This window comes from Natrarchaeobius halalkaliphilus (assembly GCF_003841485.1).
GTDB lineage: Archaea > Halobacteriota > Halobacteria > Halobacteriales > Natrialbaceae > Natrarchaeobius > Natrarchaeobius halalkaliphilus.
The window spans coordinates 320,759-338,240 of record NZ_REFY01000001.1; the positions used below are offsets into that span (position 1 = coordinate 320,759).

The following is a 17,482-nucleotide window of genomic DNA, read 5'->3' on the forward strand; positions in this document are numbered from 1 at the left end:
TCGCTCGAGTATGGGATGGGAAAACGATTCACAGCTCGCTACGCGGCCGGCAGCGTCAACGAAACGGTCGTGCCTTCTCCCGGTTCGGATTCGACCCAGATCTCGCCGTCGTGGCGTTCGACGATCCGCTCACAGAGCGCGAGTCCGATCCCGGTCCCGGTGTGGTCCTCGGCGGCGTGTAATCGCTCGAAGACCTCGAAGATTCGATCCTGGTCGTCTTCGTCGATCCCGACGCCCTCGTCGCTGACGGACAGTATCCACTCCGCACCGTTTCGCTCCGCGGAGACGTGGACTCGAGGCGTCTCGTCGCCGCTGTACTCGATCGCGTTGGAGACGAGGTTCTGGAACACCTGGTGTAACTGTCGCGGGTCCCCCTCGACGCGCGGCAGCGACTCCGTCGTGATCTCCGCGTCGTGGTCCTCGATTTTCAGCCGAAGATCTTCCCGCACGTCATCGAGGAGCTGTTCGGTATCGACCGGTTCGAGCGATCCGCCCTGCGTTTCGACTCGGGAGTACTCGAGCAATCCATCGATCATCGACCGCATTCGGTCGGCACCGTCGACGGCGAACGCGAGAAACTCTTCGCCGTCCTCGTCGAGCTCGTCGCCGTAACGCCGCTCGATCAGTCGCAGGTAACTCGAGACCATCCGCAGGGGTTCCTGCAAATCGTGTGACGCCGCGTAGGCGAACTGTTCGAGGCGTTCGTTCGACTCCGTGAGATCGGAGACCAGGCGCTCGAGTTCGTCCTGATATCGCTTTCGTTCGATCGCCTCCGCAAGGATGTTGGCGATGCTCTGGACGAAGTTTACGTCCTCGTCAGCGAACGTCCGGCTGGCGGTGTCGTGAGTTCCCAGGATACCCCACGGCTCGTCGGCCGGGCCGATGATCGTGCTAATTCCGCTGTGGACGCCGTGATCGATCAGCAGGTCGGGGCCACTGAACCGCGATTCCGACTCGAGGTCTTCGACTACAACGGGGTGGTCCGTCGCGAGCGTGTAGGCGGCCTGCGAATCGGATTCGTCGGCGGAAACCGTCGCCTCTCCGACGATACCGTCCCTCCATCCGACGCCCTGTCGGACCAGGAGTTCCCCGTTCTCGTCGTCTAGGTCCAGTACCTTGCAGTACTCACACTCGAGGACGTCAGCCACCTGCCGGCTCGCTTCGGCCATGAGTTCGTCGAGATCGTCGGTTTCGAGGGCGAGCTGGCCGAGAGTGGCCACGACCCGTTGTTGACGGGTCCGTTGCTCGAGTTCGCGTTCGCGCATCGTGCGCGCGGAGATGTCGCGACCGACGCCTGCGAGCACCGGTTCACCGCGGGGATTCTCGAGCGTCGACGCGGAGAACTCGTAGGGGATTCGCTCGCCGTTTTTGGGGACCAGGGCCGCTTTCACCTGAACGGTCCCGGCGGCGAACCCCTCCGCGATGGCGTTCGCAATTCGCTCGTGATCCTCCGCCGCGAAGAAGTCGATCGCGTTCATCGAGGCGATCTCCGCGTCCGAATAGCCCGTGACGTCGCCGACGCTCTCGTTCCACCGCTGGAGCGCCCCGGTCTCATCGATGACGTAAAAGACGTCGTGGATCGCGTCCAGAACGTGGTCGGTGTACCGCCTGGAGCGATCGAGACGCTCGTTCGAGCGCTCGAGTCGCGTATTTAGTTCTTCGAGTCTATCGACCGTCTCTCGAAGCTCCGTCTGGGCTCGCTCGAGTTCCCGGTTGCGGTGTTCGAGTTCGCGTGTCCGCGTTTCAGCGCGTCCGTTGTAGATACCTGCCCCGAGGCCGGCGACGCTCGCCAGCCCCGTCAGGATCGAGATCGTCGCCGGATCGTCGACGATCTCACCGGGCTGAAGGCTGTAGAGAACGAGTAGACCGATCATAAGACCGAGGCCGCCGAGACACCACGCTGCGACGGACGAGAGAAAATCGGCGTCGATATCCAATGCGGGCAGGCGGTATCCGTAGTAACAGAGGACGATCCCGGGGCCGGCAATGAGCGTCGTGATGACGAGGACGTTCGCGATCGGTGTTCCCCCCGAAAGTTGTACGCCGGCGAGGGCTGTCGCGGAGACGAGATACAGCGCACCCAGACCGATGATAACGCGTCTGCCCCCCACGACAGCGATCAGGCGGTTCCGGAGAGTCACTATTGCTAGTCCGGGAACCGCCGATATGAGGCTTTTGCAACGGTATCTCGAGGTCGAGTTCGCAATTGATCGAAGAGTTTTATCGCCAGCGATTCTCGTATCCCGATTTTCTCGTTCGAGCCGACGATCCGTAGCCGTCAGCCACTCGTGTCGGGAACCGATAGAAAAGTAACTGTTTTGAGCGTCGTCCGTGGCCGTGGTAGTATGGACGCTGACGGCGATTCCAGCAGTACGTGCGATCACGATCGTACCGGTAACCACGACGACGTCCTCTCCGAGCTTCTCTCGGGGAACCAACGCCACGTCGAGGACCTCTCGAACGACTACTTCTCGTCGGTCCGGACCGGCCAACACCCCGAGGCCGTCTCGGTTTGCTGTTCGGATTCGCGCGTGCCACAGGAACGAATGTGGGGCGTCGAGGATCCAGGAACGGTGTTCACGCCGAGCAACATCGGCAATCAGGTGTGGGACGACGACGGGGACGATCGGATCGTCGACGGTGGATTATTGTATCCGATCCACCACGCGGAGACCGAGGTCGCGACCGTCGTTGGCCACACCGGCTGTGGTGCGGTCACGGCCGCCTACCGCGTCGCAACCGGCGGCTCGAAGCCGGGTCCACGGGGCGTCGACAAGTGGGTCGACATGCTCGTCCCGGTCGTCGAAGACGGCCTCGAGAGCGACCTCATCGACGCGAGCGAGGACGAGGAGACGGTAATCAATCAACTCGTCGAATACAACGTCGACCGCCAGGCGACGTTCCTCCGGGAGTCGCCCGACGTTCCGGACGACGTGGACGTCTACGGCTTCGTCTATGACTTTCAGGGTATCTACGGCGACGACGACGGTCGCGCCTACCTCGTCAATCTAAACGGCGAGACGACGCCGGACGCGATCGCCGCGCGTCTCCCGGAGGAGTACGAGGCGGTAACGCGGAGCCTTCTCTACTGATCCGGCCGACTCGAGTTCGTCCCACCCGGTACCGTTTTATCGTCGTCGTCGGAACGTGCAGTAGCTACGATGCGAGAGATTCTCAACTCCGACACCGGCTTCTATTACGCGATCGGCGCGTTTACCATCGCTGTCTTCGTCGTGGCAGTAATCGCACTCTCGGTCGTCGCGCCGAGCGGCATCGGGACTCGCGAACTGATCGGGCTCGTCGGCGGGTTCGTTCTCTTCATGTTGGTCTATTTCGTCTCGGTGACGGTCCACCGGCTCGAGGAACGAGAAAACGTCTGATCGCGAGTCTCCCCCAATATTCGGGTTTTCCGGCGTTTCCAGGACTGTCACGGCCACCGGGGAGAGTCGCAGTGCTTATACGTATGGGGGGACTTTGTTCAGAAGCAATGGCGAAAGGAACCGTTGATTTCTTCAACGACACTGGCGGCTACGGATTCATCGAAACTGAGGACGCGGACGACGACGTGTTCTTCCACATGGAAGACATCGGCGGCCCGGACCTGGAAGAAGGACAGGAACTCGAGTTCGACATCGAGCAGGCCCCCAAGGGCCCGCGCGCGACGAACGTCGAGCGCCTGTAAGGCGAATTTCGTAAGGTATCGGCACTTAATTACAGTATTTTGCATCGGCGAGCGGCGCCACTCTCGTTATCGACCGAAACCGGATCGAACGTGCCGACCAGAACACAGCCCTTATGCTCGTCTCGCCGGTAGCTTGGATCGATGCACGTCATCGGAACGGTGGGACTGCCCGGAAGCGGTAAGGGCGAGGCCGCCGCCGTCGCGCGTGAGGAAGGAATCCCCGTAGTGACGATGGGCGACGTCGTTCGCCAGGAGACGACGGACCGGGGGCTCGATCCTACGAAAGACCACGGCACTGTCGCACAGGCCCTTCGTGAGGAGAACGGTCCGACGGCGATCGCAGAACGATCGCTCCCGATGATTCAGGATCGACTCGAGGAGCACGAGACGGTGCTGGTCGACGGCCTCCGCTCGGGCGTCGAAGTCGACGTCTTCGAGGAGCGATTCGGGGACGAATTCACCCTGATCAGTATCGAAGCACCGTTCGATGTTCGTGCCGACCGGATCGACGATCGTGGTCGGGACGCAAGCGAGGACGACGGGGGCGAGGGGCTCTCGGAACGGGACGCGCGCGAACGTGACTTCGGAATGGACGACGCGATGGCACGCGCCGACGTCGTCGTCGAGAACACCGACTCACTCGAGTCGTTTCACGACAGGATCCGATCGACCATCCGGAACGGGTCCGACGGACTCGAAACGACGACTCCCGAGAGTGTTTCGGGCTCACGGGACCAGGCCGAATCCGGCGCGGAGGGCCATCGATGACCGATATCTATCGCGTCGACGTCGAGATCACTGCGCCGGTCTACGATACCGAGGTGACGAGTCGCGTTGCGGATGCGGTAGTCAACGTCTTTCCCAACGCCGATCTCGAGGAGGGCTTCGGTGAGATCAGCGCACAGACCCACTCGATGGATCACTTCTCCGACCTGCTCCACCGTCAAGAGATCCTCGATACGGCCCGCGGCGAGTTCTTCGCTAACCGAGATGGGGACACGTTCTCGTTCGCGCTGAAAAAACAGGCCGCCTTCGAGGACAGAGTCAACTTCTCGGTCGGCACACCGGACGAACTCGGTGAGATCAGCGTCCGCGTCCGGGTCGAGGAGCCGACGCTCGAGGCCTACGTCGATCACATCGCGCCGCCGACGGAGGACGGCCGGCCGATCGAGGACTGATCCGAATCGGGACGACGCCGTTCTCTCGAACGGTGACCGACGAGCGCTTGACGACGCCTTCCCGTTCGTCTCGCGCTCGCGCGTAAAGGGTGGCTTTTTATGGCGACCGTCCGTATCCCGACGCATATGTTCAAGGCCATCGTGAGCGCGGAAACGCTCACCAGCGCGCTCGATTCGGTGAGCGTGCTGGTCGACGAGTGCAAGATCCACCTCGAGGAAGGCGGATTGGAGATTCGGGCCGTCGATCCCGCCAACGTGGGGATGGTCGATCTCTCGCTCGACGCGGCTTCGTTCGAATCGTACGAGGCTGACGGCGGGCTCATCGGCGTCGATCTCTCACGTCTCGAAGACATCGCCGGAATGGCCGAGTCGGGCCAGCTGATCCAGCTCGAACTCGACGAGGAGACCCGAAAGCTCCACATCCAGATCGACGGGCTGGAGTATACGCTCGCGCTGATCGATCCCGATTCGATCCGTCAGGAGCCGGATATTCCGGACCTCGATCTCTCCGCCGAAGTCGTCCTCGAAGGAAAGGACGTCAACCGCTCGGTCACCGCCGCCGATATGGTTTCAGACCACATCGCACTCGGCGTCGAGGAGCCAGAGGAGTACTTCTACGTCGACGCGGAGGGCGACACCGACGACGTCCACCTCGAGTTGACCCACGACGACCTGATCGACCTGCAGGTCGGTCCCGCACACTCGCTGTTTTCGCTCGATTACCTCAAAGACATGAACAAGGCGATCCCCTCGAATACCGAGGTCACGCTCGCACTGGGCGAGGAGTTCCCGGTCAAGATCTACTTCGGATTCGCTGAAGGCAACGGCCAGGTCACCTACATGCTCGCACCGCGCATTCAGAGCGACTGAACGCCGTCTCGAATTTTTTCGGGCGGGCGATCGAGGAGTTACCGTCGCGTCTTCTCACCGGGGGTGGCGATCCCCGCCATTTATGAGGAGTATCGTGGTTATCGAGCACGAATGGCGACACTGATCGACTTCGTCGTCTCGGCCGAGGAGTTTCCGTTCGGTGAGCTGTTCACCGCGCTGCCCGACGTGTCAGTCGAACTCGATCGGGTCGTCCCGACGAACGGGGCCCTGTTTCCGTACGTATGGATCAGCGGCGGCGATCACGCCGATATCGAGGCCGCACTCGAGCCGTCGGGGGCCACGTTCGTTCCGCAAACGGTGACGCTCGTCGACGAACTCGAGGATCGAGGCTCGCTCTATCGGGTTACCTGGGACCCTGAACCGACCGGCCTCATCGAGATCATCTCCGATTCGGGGGCGACCATGGTGTCCGCCGTCGGAGCGCGCGGTCAGTGGACGTTCACGCTCCGATTCGACGAGCACGCCGAGATCGGCGCGTTTCAGAACCGCTGTCGAACCACCGACATCCACCTCTCGCTCTCGAGATTGCAGCCTCTCGGGTACGCCGCTCGAGATCGAGAGCTCACCCCGGCACAGCTCGAGGCGCTCGAACTCGCGTATCGATGCGGATACTTCGACGATTCGCGTCGGGTCACGCTCGACGACCTCGCGAGCGAGGTCGGTATCTCGCGCCAATCCGTCGCTGGTCGACTGCGACGCGGTCACCGAAACCTGCTCGCCGGCCTGTTCTCCTCGAGTGAGCGAACCGTCGGCGGAGTAACGTCGTCAGCGGAAGAGTGATCGATCGTCGAGGGTGCTCGGTAATGTTCGACCCGATGACAGCCGAACCAGTACCGACACTTAAAAATAGTACATAGTAAGGATCGCTCATATCAGCCGGTCCGCAGTAGTACGCGTATGCCCTCCGGTGACGAACCCGCAGACGCCACAGAATCGCGACAGCCGGCCGACGTAACGACGTTCGATCCATCAGCTGGACAGCAACCGAGCCTGGCGGTTCCCGTGGCGGTCGCATCGTTCACCGAGGAGGACCCGCTCGAGCTCACGCCGCTGTACGAGGTCGTCGAACCGGACGCGCTCGATTCGCTGTTCGAACACGCCGCTCGAACCGACGGAAACGGCGTCCATCAGCTGTGGTTCAGGTACGAAGGGGTCGACGTCGGCGTCCGAAGCGATGGACAGATCGAGATCGACGCACCGACAGCCGATCCGTCGTAAACCACCCGACACTGTCCAACTCCGCTCTCTCCTACCCCAATCGTTCCCCACTCACACCTACTCACTCGCCGCCGACGCGACCCGCTCGGAAGTCCGGCGTTTCCCCGCCAGGCTCGGAACTGTCCTCGAGAAACGTACCGAGCAGTTCGTTCACCCGATCGGCGGACTCGATGAAACAACAGTGTGAGCCGCCCTCGACGAGTTCGAGCCGGGCGTTCGGAATCGCTTCCTCGAGCAGCCGCGCGTTCCCGGACGGAACGATGCGGTCGTCGGTTCCGTGGATGACGAGCGTCGGCGCGCGGATCCGGTCGAGTCGATCGCGACCGTCGAAGGTGTCGATCGCGGCGATCTGCGCCTCCAGAGCCGGAGCGCCCGCGTCCTGCTCGCGTCGCCACTCGACGATTCGGTCCATCAGGTGCGGGTTTCGGTTGGTAAAGCGCTCGGAGAACGCGGGTCGCATCCGGTGACGGAGCCCCTCTCGTTCGTTGGCGCCCGATGGTCGCTCGAGCAGCGTCGAACGCGTTTCCTCGCTCATCGCGACCGCGTCGGTCCCGCCGTGACTCGTCCCACACAGCGTGAGCGTCTTCGCTCGCGAGTACTCGATCGCGTGTTGCTGGACGATCATTCCGCCCAGCCCCGCGCCGACGAGGTGGGCGCGTCGAACTCCCGCATCCTCGAGGACGGCCTCGAGGTCCGCGGCCAGCCCCGCGACCGAGTAGCTCGCGACGCCGGAGAGCAACGGCGTGCGGAGTCGGCGGGGAAGTCGGGGAACGATCGGCGGCAAGCCGGCGCCCGAGCGTCCCGTTCCGCGGGTGTCCGGAGCGATGACATCCCCGGAGACGGCCTCGCGCTGCCAGCGCCACATCCACCGCCCGTATCCGAGGTCCTGGACGAAGACGATCGGCTCCTCGACGTCGATGGAGCCGGACCGACTCTCATCGGAGGCGTCCTCGTCGTACTCGTAGAAGATCGACGCGTCGTCGCAGATCGCCCGTGGCATACCCGAAACGACGTGTCGGATCCTCTTGAAATCGATCCTCTCGGTCGAACCGGCCGCCTCGAGTCACGAGTTGGTTCGAGTCGAACGCTCCGTTCGACGGCCGCCGACGAACGAAAGGATAGAAGTTCGCCGTTCCCGAATCCACGTGCATGTACGACCGAATCAAGGGCTTCCGCGACGTCTACCCGGCCGAGATGGCCGCCTGGCGGGAGACCATCGACACGCTCGAAGACACCGCCCGACAGTACGGCTTTCGCGAGATTTCGACGCCGGCACTCGAGCGCGCGGAGCTGTGGACCGACAAGAGCGGCGACGACATCGTCGACGAACTGTACGCCTTCGAAGACCAGGGCGGTCGCCACGTGACGTTGACGCCCGAGCTAACGCCGACGGTCGCACGGATGGTCGTCGCCAAACAACAGGAGCTCTCGAAGCCGATCAAGTGGTTCTCGACGCGACCGTTCTGGCGCTACGAACAGGTCCAGCAGGGCCGCCAGCGCGAGTTCTACCAGACCAACGTCGACATCTTCGGCTCGTCTGAACCCGAAGCGGACGCCGAGATCCTCGCGTGGGCCGCAGACGCACTGACCGGACTCGACCTCACCGAGGACCACTTCGAGTTTCGCATCTCCCACCGCGACATTCTCGGCGGCGTCCTCGAGAGCTACGAGACGGACGTCGACGTCGACGACGCGATCCGGGCGGTCGACAAGTCCGATAAGCTCTCGACGGCCGAGTACCACGACCTGCTGATCGGTGCCGGCCTCTCGGCCGACCAGGCAGCCGAGTTCGCAGATCTCGTCGCGACTGGCGACCTCGAGGCGGTCCGGTCGTTCGCTGGAACCGAGCGCGTACGCGACGCCGTCGACAACCTCCAGGCCGTGCTCGGAGCGGTCGAGGATTTCGGTGCCCGCGAGCACTGTACGATTTCGCTCGAGACCGCACGCGGACTGGACTACTACACCGGCGTCGTCTTCGAGTGTTTCGACTCCGCGGGCGAGGTCTCGCGATCGATCTTCGGCGGCGGGCGCTACGACGACATGATCGAGAGTTTCGGCGGCCAGCCGACGCCGGCGGTCGGCGTCGCCCCCGGCCACGCGACGCTTCCCCTGTTGTTGCAGCGCGCCGGCGTCTGGCCCGACGAGCGGATCTCGACGGACTACTACGTCCTCCAGATCGGAGACACTCGAGCGGACGCGGCCCGAATCGTTCGAGAACTCCGCGAGCGTGGCCACGTCGTCGAGACCGACATCGCCGGACGTTCGTTCGGAGCACAGCTCAACTACGCCGACTCGATCAACGCCGAGACAGTCGTGATCGTCGGGGAACAGGACCTCGAGAACGACGAAGTGACGGTCAAGGACATGGCCTCTGGCGACCAGACGCAGGTCCCCGTCTCTTCGTTCCCGGGTGATCGGACGCGGCCGACGATCGCGGATTTCGATCGATAGTCACTCCGCCAGGTTCGGCGTCGATTCGTACTGCCGGGCCCAGCATTAATTACGACGGCGGTGTACGACGGCTATGTCAGACGCCGACGCTCGACCGAACGTCCTCTTCGTCCTCACCGACCAGGAGCGATACGACTGCAGCGCCCCGGACGGTCCGCCGGTCGAGACGGAGACGATGGATCGGCTCTCGAGCCAGGGAAAGCGGTTTTCGCAGGCGTTCACGCCGATCAGCATCTGTTCGAGCGCTCGCGCGTCGTTGCTGACCGGACGGTTTCCACACGGCCACGGCATGCTGAACAACTGCCACGAGGCGGATGCGATCCGGACGGACCTGCCGCCCGATATTCCGACGTTTTCCGAAGCTCTCGAGGCGAACGGCTACGACTGTACCTACACCGGTAAATGGCACGTCGGGCGCAACCGGACCCCCGAGAACTACGGCTTCTCGTATCTAGGCGGGAGCGACACGCATCACGACGACATCGACGAGGCGTTCCGGGAGTACCGCCGTCAGCGCGGCTCGCCGCTGGACGAGGTCGATCTCACGGAGCGGATCTATACCGGGGCGGATCCGTACGACGACGAAAGCGGCACGTTCGTCTCCGCGAAGACGCCGACCGACGTCGAGGAGACTCGAGCCTGGTTTCTGGCCGAGCGGACGATCGACGCGATCGATCGCCACTCGAGCGGGGCCGACGGTTCCGGCCCGTTCTTTCACCGGGCCGACTTCTACGGGCCGCACCATCCGTACGTCGTCCCCGAGCCCTACGCCTCCATGTACGACCCGGCCGAAATCGAGCCCCCCGAGAGCTACGCGGAAACGTTCGACGGCAAACCCCGGGTTCACGAGAACTACCTCGCCTACCGCGGCGTCACCGATTTCGAGTGGGAGACCTGGGCCGACGCGCTGGCGAAATACTGGGGTTTCGTCACCCTGATCGACGACCAACTCGAGCGGATCCTCGACGCGCTCGAATCGAGCGGATTGGCCGAGGAAACCGTCGTGGTCCACAGCTCCGACCACGGCGACTTCGTCGGCGGCCACCGCCAGTTCAACAAGGGACCGCTGATGTACGACGATACCTATCGCATCCCGCTTCAGATCCGCTGGCCCGGCGTCGTCGATCCCGGCTCGACGTGCTCGCGTCCCGTTCACCTCCACGATCTGGCGGCGACGTTTCTCGAGATCGCGGACGTGGCGGTTCCGGAGACGTTCGACGCCCGAAGCCTCGTCTCGCTTCTCGAGAACCACTCCGAGGAACGCCCGGTGTGGCCCGATTCGGTATTCGCCCAGTATCACGGCGACGAGTTCGGCCTCTACAGTCAGCGAATGGTTCGAACGACCCGATACAAGTACGTCTACAACGGCCCCGACGTGGACGAGCTATACGATCTCGAGGCCGACCCCGGAGAGCTTCAGAACCTGATCGACCATCCCGACTACGAGGCGGTGCGCCACGGGATGCGAGAACGGCTGATCGAGTGGATGGACGACACGAACGACCCGAATCGCGGGTGGGTTCCCGACGTGCTCAGGGGAGCGTCCCAAGACGTCGGCTGAGACGAACCGCTGTAACGCGGTACAATCTCGACGCGGAAGCGTACGTTTACAGGTCTCAAGCGGGTATCTGTGACCATGAGTGACGATGTCGAGAAACGGAGGGGGTCACGGTGACCGGAGACGAGGACGACGCGTCGAGTCCGTCCGAACGCCGAGACGCCGCAGCGGAGTACGAGACGATGGCCGACGCGCTGGAGGATCTCGTCGTCGAACTCCGCGACGAGCCGATCGCGGAGTCGCGGCTCGAGGGGCTGTTCGACGAGGCGACCACGAGCGATCCGCGAATCTGGAACACCGTGACGGCGTTCATCGATATCGAAGACGGCGAGGCGGTCGTCACCGACGAGTCCAAGCTCGCGGAGGGAAGCTGGGCACCGGAGATCGTCGACGGCTGCGATGCGATGGTCACGGTCGACGTCCAGCGCGGACTGATGCCCGACGAGTTCACCTACGTCGTCGGCAAGGAACTGAGCGAACGGATCGATACGTTTCGAGAACGGGCGACAGAGGCGCGCCGACAGACGGAGAAGTGATCGATACGCTCGAGGCGTCCCGACCGTCTCCTCGAGAGACGTCGCGGACCCCGCTGTGGATGGATCGTCCCGATCAGGTCGTCCGGAACGCCCGGTCGCCGGCGTCGCCAAGACCGGGAACGATGAATCCGTTGTCGTCGAGTCGATCGTCGATCGAGACGGTCAACAGATCGATGTCGGGGAACGACTCGTCGACGCGCAACAGTCCGTCCGGTGCGGAGACCGCGGAGAGGACGAAGAGGTTTTCGGGATCGGCCGAGCCGTCGATGTGATCCAGCACCGTACACATGGTACTTCCCGTCGCGAGCATCGGATCCGCGACGATCACCGTATCCTCTTCGTGAATCTCCGGGAGTTTCACGTAGTCGACCGTGATCGGGAACGAGCCGTCCTCTCCCCGTCCCGCTTCTTCGTCGCGACTGGCGCTGATCACGCCCTGTCGGGCGCGCGGGAACGCCTTCAGCAGCCCCTCGACGAACGGCGTCGCGGCTCGAAGCACGTTGATAATGACGACGTCATCGAGGCCCCGGACGCGTTCGCCCATCGTCGTCTCGAGTGGCGTCTCGAGTTCGACGTACTCGGTCTCCATGCGGCCGTCGATGATCTCGTAGCCACAGATCCGTCCGAGCTTGACGAGGCCCTTGCGGAAGCTGACCTGCTCGGTTTCGACGTCGCGAATGCGCGAGAGGGTGTCTTTCGCCAGTGCGTGCGTGATGAGATACGCGTTCTCCCGGTTTTCGATCGGCATACCAGTAACGCCTTTCGCCGGGTAGTTCACAGTATCGATCGTTCGCGACCGGTCGGTCGGCGGCCGCACGGGTGACAGTGTGGGCCGCCCGTGCGGTGGTGGGTCGATGGTGGGATGCCCGCCGACGCGAGGTCCACCCGTGCTCGCCAGCACGAGTCGCCCGTTAGGGCACGCCGATCGAGAACGTCGATCTACCTTGAACCCGGGGATACTGTCCGTTATTTCTCGATAATTAATTCGAATTAACCCGAGTATCCCCTCGATTGAGACGAGTGAGACGAACCGCCGTCAGTCAGTTTCGGTACGCCACCACAACGGTGGTAGATACGCCGGAAACCCGGGACAGCAATCCGGACGGCTTCCGACTCGGGTTCCCGGACGCGGGTAACCTTATTACGATGACCCGAGACGTTCTCACGTATGAGTACGATCTTCAGCCGGATCGTCGACGGCGAAATTCCCGCTCGAGTCGTGTACGAAGACGAGACGACGGTCGCGTTTCTCGACGCGAACCCGATGTCTCCCGGACACACGCTCGTTATTCCCAAATCCGAGTTCGAGCGACTGAACGACGTCCCGGACGACGTCGCGTCGGACCTCTACGCCAGCATCCACCGACTGGTCCCCGTCGTCGAGGACGCAGTCGACGCCGACGCCTCCACCGTGGCGTTCAACAACGGCGAAGCGGCGGGTCAGGAGGTCCCACACGTTCACTGTCACATCATTCCACGCTTCGACGGCGACGGCGGCGGTCCCATCCACATGGTCGCGGGCGAACAACCCGAACTCACCGACGACGAACTCGACGGAATCGCCGACGATATTTCGTCCGGCGTATGATCGCCGGGCTCACCGACCGATTTCGAAGCCACCCCGTCGCGACGACGCTCGAACTCGGGAGCGTCATCACCTGCGTCTTCCTGTTCATCGGGACGTTCGTGCTCCTGGCGAGCGGACTCCCGCGGGGAGTGGGAACGCCGTGGCTCGTGATCGTCACCGTCGGTGCGGCGTTCGTGGTGTTCTGGACGGCGCTCGTGCCGCTGTACGAGCGAGCGGCCGAATGACACCGATCGTCGAGTTCGAAACCCGCGAGGCGAACGGACGGGTCACGATCACCGCGTCCCTCAAAAGAACGTTCCGAGCAACAGATCTCCGTAAACGAGTGCGATCACCAGTCCGACGAAGACCGGGACGAGAAACGGCGTTCCCGGCGAGATCCAGACCGTCTCCTCGGTCGCGAGCACCTCGAGTCCGTCGCGGAGTTCGTCGGGCGTCGTTCCGTAGGCGGTACCCTCGATATCAGCGAGGAAAGCGTCGGCACCCCAGGGGTCCGTCCCGACCGACTCGTCTGTCAGTTCCGGCATTTCGACGTCTCCGCCATCGCCAAGCGGCGGTCCGCTCGCGGTGACGGCACCGTCGGTCGGCGGGTTGGGCTCGTCGGGAAGGGTCGTCGGGTCGCGATAGCGCCCGGGCTGGTCCCGAATTTCGGTGAGCGAGAGCCCCCGCCATCGGAGGTACATTCTGAGGGCATCGAGGTCCAGTCCGCGACGCGTCAGTCCGGCGGGCGTCTCGAGGAGACTGCCGTGGGTTTGCGGAACGCGATTCCAGGCGGTGGGCCAGCCGATGAACATAACGGGGGCGATCCGTCCGGCCGCGGCGTTTCGGATCGCGAGCGCGACGGGGATGGTGACACCGACGAGGACGGCGTTCGTGAGGATCGTAAACGAGAACGCACCGATCGGCGTGATCGAAAGCGGCAGCGTCCACGAGCCGACGGCGTACTGTGGAAACGTCGGGAAGAACAGCGCGATCACCAACAGCGCCTTGGCGTCCGCGCCGCCGAAACCGCCGAACCACCAGAACAGGTAGGCGATGGGGACGACGAATCCCAGGCTGATCGCCGCGGGAACGAGAAACGCGAGCCAGCGACCGCCCCCTGCGTTCCAGGCGAGCACCCCGTCCCAGACGAGAAGGACGGCTCCGAGCAGCGAAAACGGAATCCAAACGCTACTCGAGACCCGCCTGGTCTTGACGTCGCGGATCGCGACCCAGGCGAAAACGGGGACGGCAACGAGCCGAAGGAGATCGGGAACCGTCGCGAACGTACCGGAAAGCGTCACATCCGCCACTCTCGAGCGCGGCGGTGTTATACTTTCGGACGACGGCGTTCGGCGCTGGCATCTACGACACCCGTGACGCGTAACGGTTTCGTTCGGCGTTTCTTACCGCAAGTGCGGCCCTGGCGAAGTTCAGGGTTCGCTGCGTCGTCCGCCGCGCCTGGAACGTCCCAACATCGATCCCGGCGTCAGAAAGCACCCATCTTCCGTCGTTGTCGGGCCCCCGCTCTCGCCGGTCAAAACTGCTCTGGGCGCAGGTGAGCGAATTATCGCAGATAGTCACCAGAGGCGGTCTCAACCACAAAATTGGGCGTTTCGGGAGCATCAAATCTCCCGATCGGGAAGTTTGTTAAACGGTCGCTTTTACGCTATCAATCAGATGACGCGGTTCTGGAGGTAGTCGAGGTGCTTTGCGTTGTACACGATCTTGACCTCGTCGGTTTCGGCCGAGCCGATACAGGTCAGGACGACGTTTTTCTCTTCGACTTCCTCGTCGGAGAGGATCTGCTGCATGTCCATGTCGATCTCGCCCTCGATGATGATCGCTGCACAGTTCGCACACGCGCCAGCACGGCACGAGAAGGGCCAGTCGTAGCCCTGTGCCTCTGCGGCCTCGAGGATGTACTCGCCTTCGTTGACCTCGAGCGTGCCGTAGTCTTCGTTGTCGAGGCCCGCGTCTGCGGCCTCCTCGAAGACGCCGTCGTCGTAAATGTCCCAGCCGTTGTCGTCCACTACTTCGTAGTTGAGGTATTCTACCGTGGGCATCACCCGTCGATTCACGTCCCGCACTGGTATAGCTTGCTGTTCTGTCTTCAATCGTTTATAAAGGGAAACTCCTCGAGTACTGTGTACTACGCCAGCACGTCTCAAAACGCACGATCCGCTCGGTTCAGAATCAGAAGATTGGAACGAACCTGAACGTGAAGAAGGCACCGACGGTGGAGATAATCGGGACGACGTTTTGCATGAGGATCACGCGAGCGGTCGTCGAGGGATCGAAGAGGTCGGACGCCTTCGGAATGTCTGTCGGGTCTTCGGTCCCGATTTCGGGAGGTTCCTCGCCTTCCTCTTCGGCGGTAAGTGCACCGACGGAGACGCGTGTTTCCTCGCCGCGGGCGGCGTCCGGGATCGTGGTCGTCCTCGTTGCTCGGCCCCAGCCGAGCCCGATGATGCTCATGGTCGCGATGACGACGAAACTCGCCGGGATACCGATGAACGAGAGTCCGATGACGAGCGTCGAACTGATGACCGCGACGACGATCGCTGCCGTCAACGGAAGGTTCGTGATGTCGTTACCGAGCGTGTCGAGCGTTCGTCGAGCGATGGTGAAACAACCGACTGCGACGGCGATCGAGCCGAGCAGTATGAGCGGCATCATTTCGATTTCGCCGGTGCCGTAGATCGGGGCGATCGCGTTCGCGATGTTGCTCGTTCCCGAGGAAAAGCCCATCAGACAGCCGATCCCGACGACGATGAGTGCGCCGGTGATTTCGCGGCGGTTCGCGTCGTCACCGAACCGGAGCCGTGGGATCGCCCCCGATCGGTCGACGGTGATCATCTTACGGTCGCCATCGCTGGCCTCGATCGCGATCCAGGCGTTGATGCGTGGATAGAAGTACCGACCGACGATGCCAGCCACCCAGAAGCCGATAATCGGGGCGACGATCCACCAGATGACGATCTCGCCCAGAACGGCGAGGTTGAGTTGCCCGGTCGCGAGACCGAGTGCGGCGATCGCTCCGACCGCCGTCATCGACGTCGACGCGGGGACGCCGGCGTAGTTGCCGACGAACAGCGCGCTGCCGATGAAAAAGAGAACGGCGACGTTCGCTCGAAGCGTGAAAATATCGGTCGTGTGGACGAGTTCGTCCCCGAGCGTCGTGACGACGTTCGGGCCGATCGTGACCGCACCGAGGAAGAAAAACACCGACATCAGGGCCGCGGCCATCAGCTTGGTGATTACGTTGGCACCGACGGCAGGACCGAACGCAGGACCCGTCGTCGCGCCACCGATGTTGTAGCCGACGAAGACTGCGACGATGAGTCCGACGATCAGCAGTACTTCTGTCACATCAGGTGTTCACACTGTCCGTCCCTAAAAACACGCCTATTCGGGATGGGTTCGTTTCGACGCGTCTCGGCCCGATCGGAGGCCGCCGGGAGGAGTCAATCCTAAAGAACTTCAATCGAGCGGACCGTAGAAGACAGTAACGTGTATTTCGACTCGAAACTCGATGCGAAAGACGATCGGAGGGGAACTGGATCGTCGTTCCTGTGCCACGGCAGTGAGTACAGCTACCGACACGGTTTCGGAGCGCGGCTCGGACGTTCCGATGGTGATCGGTCATGCTGAACCCCGTTCGGGTCGACGCGGCCGTCGACCTCGCGTACGGCGCATTGATCGGCCTCTCGATCCTTCTGATTCTGCTGGTCGGTACGAACGTCGGGATCGCCTTCGGCGTGGGCGTGTTCGCATCGTACGTGGTCCACGTCGTCTGGAAGATGGCGCGGTTCGATCCCGACTGGATGACCACGGCCGTCCAGGAGTCGGTCGAAGAGAGCGTCGGAGAAACGGTCGAGAAAACGGTCGGAGAAACGGTCGAGGAAAGTGTCGGTGAGACGGTCGAGGCGAAGGTTAGCGAGACGGTCGAGGAAAGCGTCGGAGAGACGGTCGAGGAGAGCGTGGGCGAGACGGTCGAGGCGAAGGTTAGCGAGACGGTCGAGAAAACGGTCGGAGAAACGGTCGAGGAAAGTGTCGGTGAGACGGTCGAGGCGAAAGTCAGCGAGACGGTCGAGGAGAGCGTGGGCGAGACGGTCGAAGAGAGCGTTGGCGAGACGGTCGAAGAGACGGTCGAGAAAACGGTCGGAGAAACCGTCGAAGAAGCCGTCGAACGGACCGTTGGTCGACAACTCGAGGAGATGCAAGCGGAGGTCCAGGCCGTCGAGGACCGGGTCGATCGTCGTCCTCGCGAGGACGAAGTCGAGCAGTTGATCGATAGCTCCATCGACGAGGGATCGGACCGCGACGACGAGGAAGCGGCTCGAGACGACGAGGAAGCGGCTCGAGACGACGCCGAACGGTCAGATCACAACGACGAGTGAT

Annotated in this window: 20 protein-coding genes; 14 read left to right on the top strand and 6 right to left on the bottom strand. The window is 62.9% G+C overall.

Annotated features, from left to right (window positions below; translation table 11 throughout):
- Positions 1-38: 38 nt before the first annotated feature.
- Entirely contained in the window at positions 39-2,141 is a 2,103-nt protein-coding gene (locus EA462_RS01580; RefSeq protein WP_207891619.1) for an ATP-binding protein, read from the bottom strand.
- Between the two features lie 204 nt (positions 2,142-2,345).
- Between EA462_RS01580 and EA462_RS01585 the strand changes: the two genes are divergently transcribed.
- The 8 genes from EA462_RS01585 (at position 2,346) to EA462_RS01620 (ending at position 6,969) form a co-directional block, all read left to right on the top strand.
- Entirely contained in the window at positions 2,346-3,092 is a 747-nt protein-coding gene (locus tag EA462_RS01585) for a carbonic anhydrase (protein WP_124176821.1), read from the top strand.
- Positions 3,093-3,161: 69 nt separating this feature from the next.
- Positions 3,162-3,380 carry a hypothetical protein gene (locus EA462_RS01590; RefSeq protein ID WP_124176822.1) on the top strand — a complete coding sequence of 73 codons (219 nt, stop codon included), beginning with the start codon at positions 3,162-3,164 and terminating at the stop codon, positions 3,378-3,380.
- Positions 3,381-3,487: 107 nt separating this feature from the next.
- Positions 3,488-3,682 (top strand): cold-shock protein, encoded by a 195-nt coding sequence (locus tag EA462_RS01595; protein ID WP_005554588.1) that lies wholly within the window; start codon positions 3,488-3,490, stop codon positions 3,680-3,682.
- Between the two features lie 141 nt (positions 3,683-3,823).
- Positions 3,824-4,450, top strand: coding sequence for an AAA family ATPase (locus tag EA462_RS01600; protein WP_124176823.1), 627 nt, complete (start codon positions 3,824-3,826; stop codon positions 4,448-4,450).
- Positions 4,447-4,860: an RNA-binding domain-containing protein gene (locus EA462_RS01605; RefSeq protein ID WP_124176824.1), complete on the top strand. Its 414-nt coding sequence runs from the start codon at positions 4,447-4,449 to the stop codon at positions 4,858-4,860. Before EA462_RS01600 ends, EA462_RS01605 begins: the two co-directional genes overlap by 4 nt.
- A gap of 126 nt (positions 4,861-4,986) precedes the next feature.
- Positions 4,987-5,730, top strand: a complete 744-nt coding sequence (locus tag EA462_RS01610; RefSeq protein ID WP_124176825.1) for a DNA polymerase sliding clamp — start codon at positions 4,987-4,989, stop codon at positions 5,728-5,730.
- Positions 5,731-5,841: 111 nt separating this feature from the next.
- The gene (locus tag EA462_RS01615) at positions 5,842-6,531 is read left to right on the top strand and encodes a helix-turn-helix domain-containing protein (protein ID WP_124176826.1); all 690 of its coding nucleotides are present in this window, start codon (positions 5,842-5,844) and stop codon (positions 6,529-6,531) included.
- Between the two features lie 117 nt (positions 6,532-6,648).
- Positions 6,649-6,969 carry a HalOD1 output domain-containing protein gene (locus EA462_RS01620; RefSeq protein WP_124176827.1) on the top strand — a complete coding sequence of 107 codons (321 nt, stop codon included), beginning with the start codon at positions 6,649-6,651 and terminating at the stop codon, positions 6,967-6,969.
- A gap of 61 nt (positions 6,970-7,030) precedes the next feature.
- Here the strand turns inward: EA462_RS01620 and EA462_RS01625 are convergent, their stop codons facing one another.
- Positions 7,031-7,969, bottom strand: coding sequence for an alpha/beta fold hydrolase (locus tag EA462_RS01625; protein ID WP_124176828.1), 939 nt, complete (start codon positions 7,967-7,969; stop codon positions 7,031-7,033).
- Positions 7,970-8,118: 149 nt separating this feature from the next.
- Here EA462_RS01625 and hisS point away from each other — a divergent pair, with 149 nt between their 5' ends.
- From hisS to EA462_RS01640, 3 genes are all read left to right on the top strand, one after another.
- The gene (hisS, locus tag EA462_RS01630; RefSeq protein WP_124176829.1) at positions 8,119-9,420 is read left to right on the top strand and encodes a histidine--tRNA ligase; all 1,302 of its coding nucleotides are present in this window, start codon (positions 8,119-8,121) and stop codon (positions 9,418-9,420) included.
- Between the two features lie 73 nt (positions 9,421-9,493).
- Positions 9,494-10,981 (top strand): sulfatase-like hydrolase/transferase, encoded by a 1,488-nt coding sequence (locus tag EA462_RS01635; RefSeq protein WP_124176830.1) that lies wholly within the window; start codon positions 9,494-9,496, stop codon positions 10,979-10,981.
- Positions 10,982-11,091: 110 nt separating this feature from the next.
- Complete coding sequence (locus EA462_RS01640) at positions 11,092-11,514, top strand: hypothetical protein (RefSeq protein ID WP_124176831.1); 423 nt, start codon at positions 11,092-11,094, stop codon at positions 11,512-11,514.
- Positions 11,515-11,587: 73 nt separating this feature from the next.
- Here EA462_RS01640 and upp read toward each other — a convergent pair whose 3' ends face one another.
- Positions 11,588-12,262: a uracil phosphoribosyltransferase gene (gene upp, locus EA462_RS01645; protein WP_124176832.1), complete on the bottom strand. Its 675-nt coding sequence runs from the start codon at positions 12,260-12,262 to the stop codon at positions 11,588-11,590.
- A 420-nt stretch (positions 12,263-12,682) separates the two neighbouring features.
- On the opposite strand from upp, the gene EA462_RS01650 reads away from it, so the two are divergent.
- Together EA462_RS01650 and EA462_RS01655 are read left to right on the top strand one after the other, a co-directional pair.
- Positions 12,683-13,102 (top strand): HIT family protein, encoded by a 420-nt coding sequence (locus tag EA462_RS01650; protein WP_124176833.1) that lies wholly within the window; start codon positions 12,683-12,685, stop codon positions 13,100-13,102.
- Positions 13,099-13,326 (top strand): hypothetical protein, encoded by a 228-nt coding sequence (locus tag EA462_RS01655; RefSeq protein ID WP_124176834.1) that lies wholly within the window; start codon positions 13,099-13,101, stop codon positions 13,324-13,326. The genes EA462_RS01650 and EA462_RS01655 overlap by 4 nt, the downstream gene beginning before the upstream one ends.
- Positions 13,327-13,386: 60 nt before the next feature.
- Here EA462_RS01655 and EA462_RS01660 read toward each other — a convergent pair whose 3' ends face one another.
- The 3 genes from EA462_RS01660 to EA462_RS01670 form a co-directional block, all read right to left on the bottom strand.
- Positions 13,387-14,382 carry an A24 family peptidase gene (locus tag EA462_RS01660; RefSeq protein ID WP_124176835.1) on the bottom strand — a complete coding sequence of 332 codons (996 nt, stop codon included), beginning with the start codon at positions 14,380-14,382 and terminating at the stop codon, positions 13,387-13,389.
- A 372-nt stretch (positions 14,383-14,754) separates the two neighbouring features.
- Positions 14,755-15,144, bottom strand: coding sequence for a ferredoxin Fer (fer, locus tag EA462_RS01665; RefSeq protein WP_124176836.1), 390 nt, complete (start codon positions 15,142-15,144; stop codon positions 14,755-14,757).
- A gap of 130 nt (positions 15,145-15,274) precedes the next feature.
- Entirely contained in the window at positions 15,275-16,450 is a 1,176-nt protein-coding gene (locus EA462_RS01670) for an inorganic phosphate transporter (protein WP_124176837.1), read from the bottom strand.
- A 275-nt stretch (positions 16,451-16,725) separates the two neighbouring features.
- Between EA462_RS01670 and EA462_RS01675 the strand changes: the two genes are divergently transcribed.
- A complete protein-coding gene (locus EA462_RS01675; RefSeq protein WP_243641339.1) occupies positions 16,726-17,481 on the top strand; it encodes a hypothetical protein in 756 nt (251 codons plus the stop codon).
- The last annotated feature ends 1 nt before the right edge of the window (position 17,482 follow it).

Excerpts from the sequence above, each read along its gene's own strand:
- EA462_RS01585 (WP_124176821.1), top strand. The coding sequence starts at position 2,346 with ATGGACGCTGACGGCGATTCCAGCAGTACGTGCGATCACGATCGTACC.
- EA462_RS01590 (WP_124176822.1), top strand. The coding sequence starts at position 3,162 with ATGCGAGAGATTCTCAACTCCGACACCGGCTTCTATTACGCGATCGGC.
- EA462_RS01595 (WP_005554588.1), top strand. The coding sequence starts at position 3,488 with ATGGCGAAAGGAACCGTTGATTTCTTCAACGACACTGGCGGCTACGGA.
- EA462_RS01600 (WP_124176823.1), top strand. The coding sequence starts at position 3,824 with ATGCACGTCATCGGAACGGTGGGACTGCCCGGAAGCGGTAAGGGCGAG.
- EA462_RS01605 (WP_124176824.1), top strand. The coding sequence starts at position 4,447 with ATGACCGATATCTATCGCGTCGACGTCGAGATCACTGCGCCGGTCTAC.
- EA462_RS01610 (WP_124176825.1), top strand. The coding sequence starts at position 4,987 with ATGTTCAAGGCCATCGTGAGCGCGGAAACGCTCACCAGCGCGCTCGAT.
- EA462_RS01615 (WP_124176826.1), top strand. The coding sequence starts at position 5,842 with ATGGCGACACTGATCGACTTCGTCGTCTCGGCCGAGGAGTTTCCGTTC.
- EA462_RS01620 (WP_124176827.1), top strand. The coding sequence starts at position 6,649 with ATGCCCTCCGGTGACGAACCCGCAGACGCCACAGAATCGCGACAGCCG.
- EA462_RS01625 (WP_124176828.1), bottom strand. The coding sequence starts at position 7,969 with ATGCCACGGGCGATCTGCGACGACGCGTCGATCTTCTACGAGTACGAC.
- hisS (WP_124176829.1), top strand. The coding sequence starts at position 8,119 with ATGTACGACCGAATCAAGGGCTTCCGCGACGTCTACCCGGCCGAGATG.
- EA462_RS01635 (WP_124176830.1), top strand. The coding sequence starts at position 9,494 with ATGTCAGACGCCGACGCTCGACCGAACGTCCTCTTCGTCCTCACCGAC.
- upp (WP_124176832.1), bottom strand. The coding sequence starts at position 12,262 with ATGCCGATCGAAAACCGGGAGAACGCGTATCTCATCACGCACGCACTG.
- EA462_RS01650 (WP_124176833.1), top strand. The coding sequence starts at position 12,683 with ATGAGTACGATCTTCAGCCGGATCGTCGACGGCGAAATTCCCGCTCGA.
- EA462_RS01655 (WP_124176834.1), top strand. The coding sequence starts at position 13,099 with ATGATCGCCGGGCTCACCGACCGATTTCGAAGCCACCCCGTCGCGACG.
- fer (WP_124176836.1), bottom strand. The coding sequence starts at position 15,144 with ATGCCCACGGTAGAATACCTCAACTACGAAGTAGTGGACGACAACGGC.
- EA462_RS01675 (WP_243641339.1), top strand. The coding sequence starts at position 16,726 with ATGCTGAACCCCGTTCGGGTCGACGCGGCCGTCGACCTCGCGTACGGC.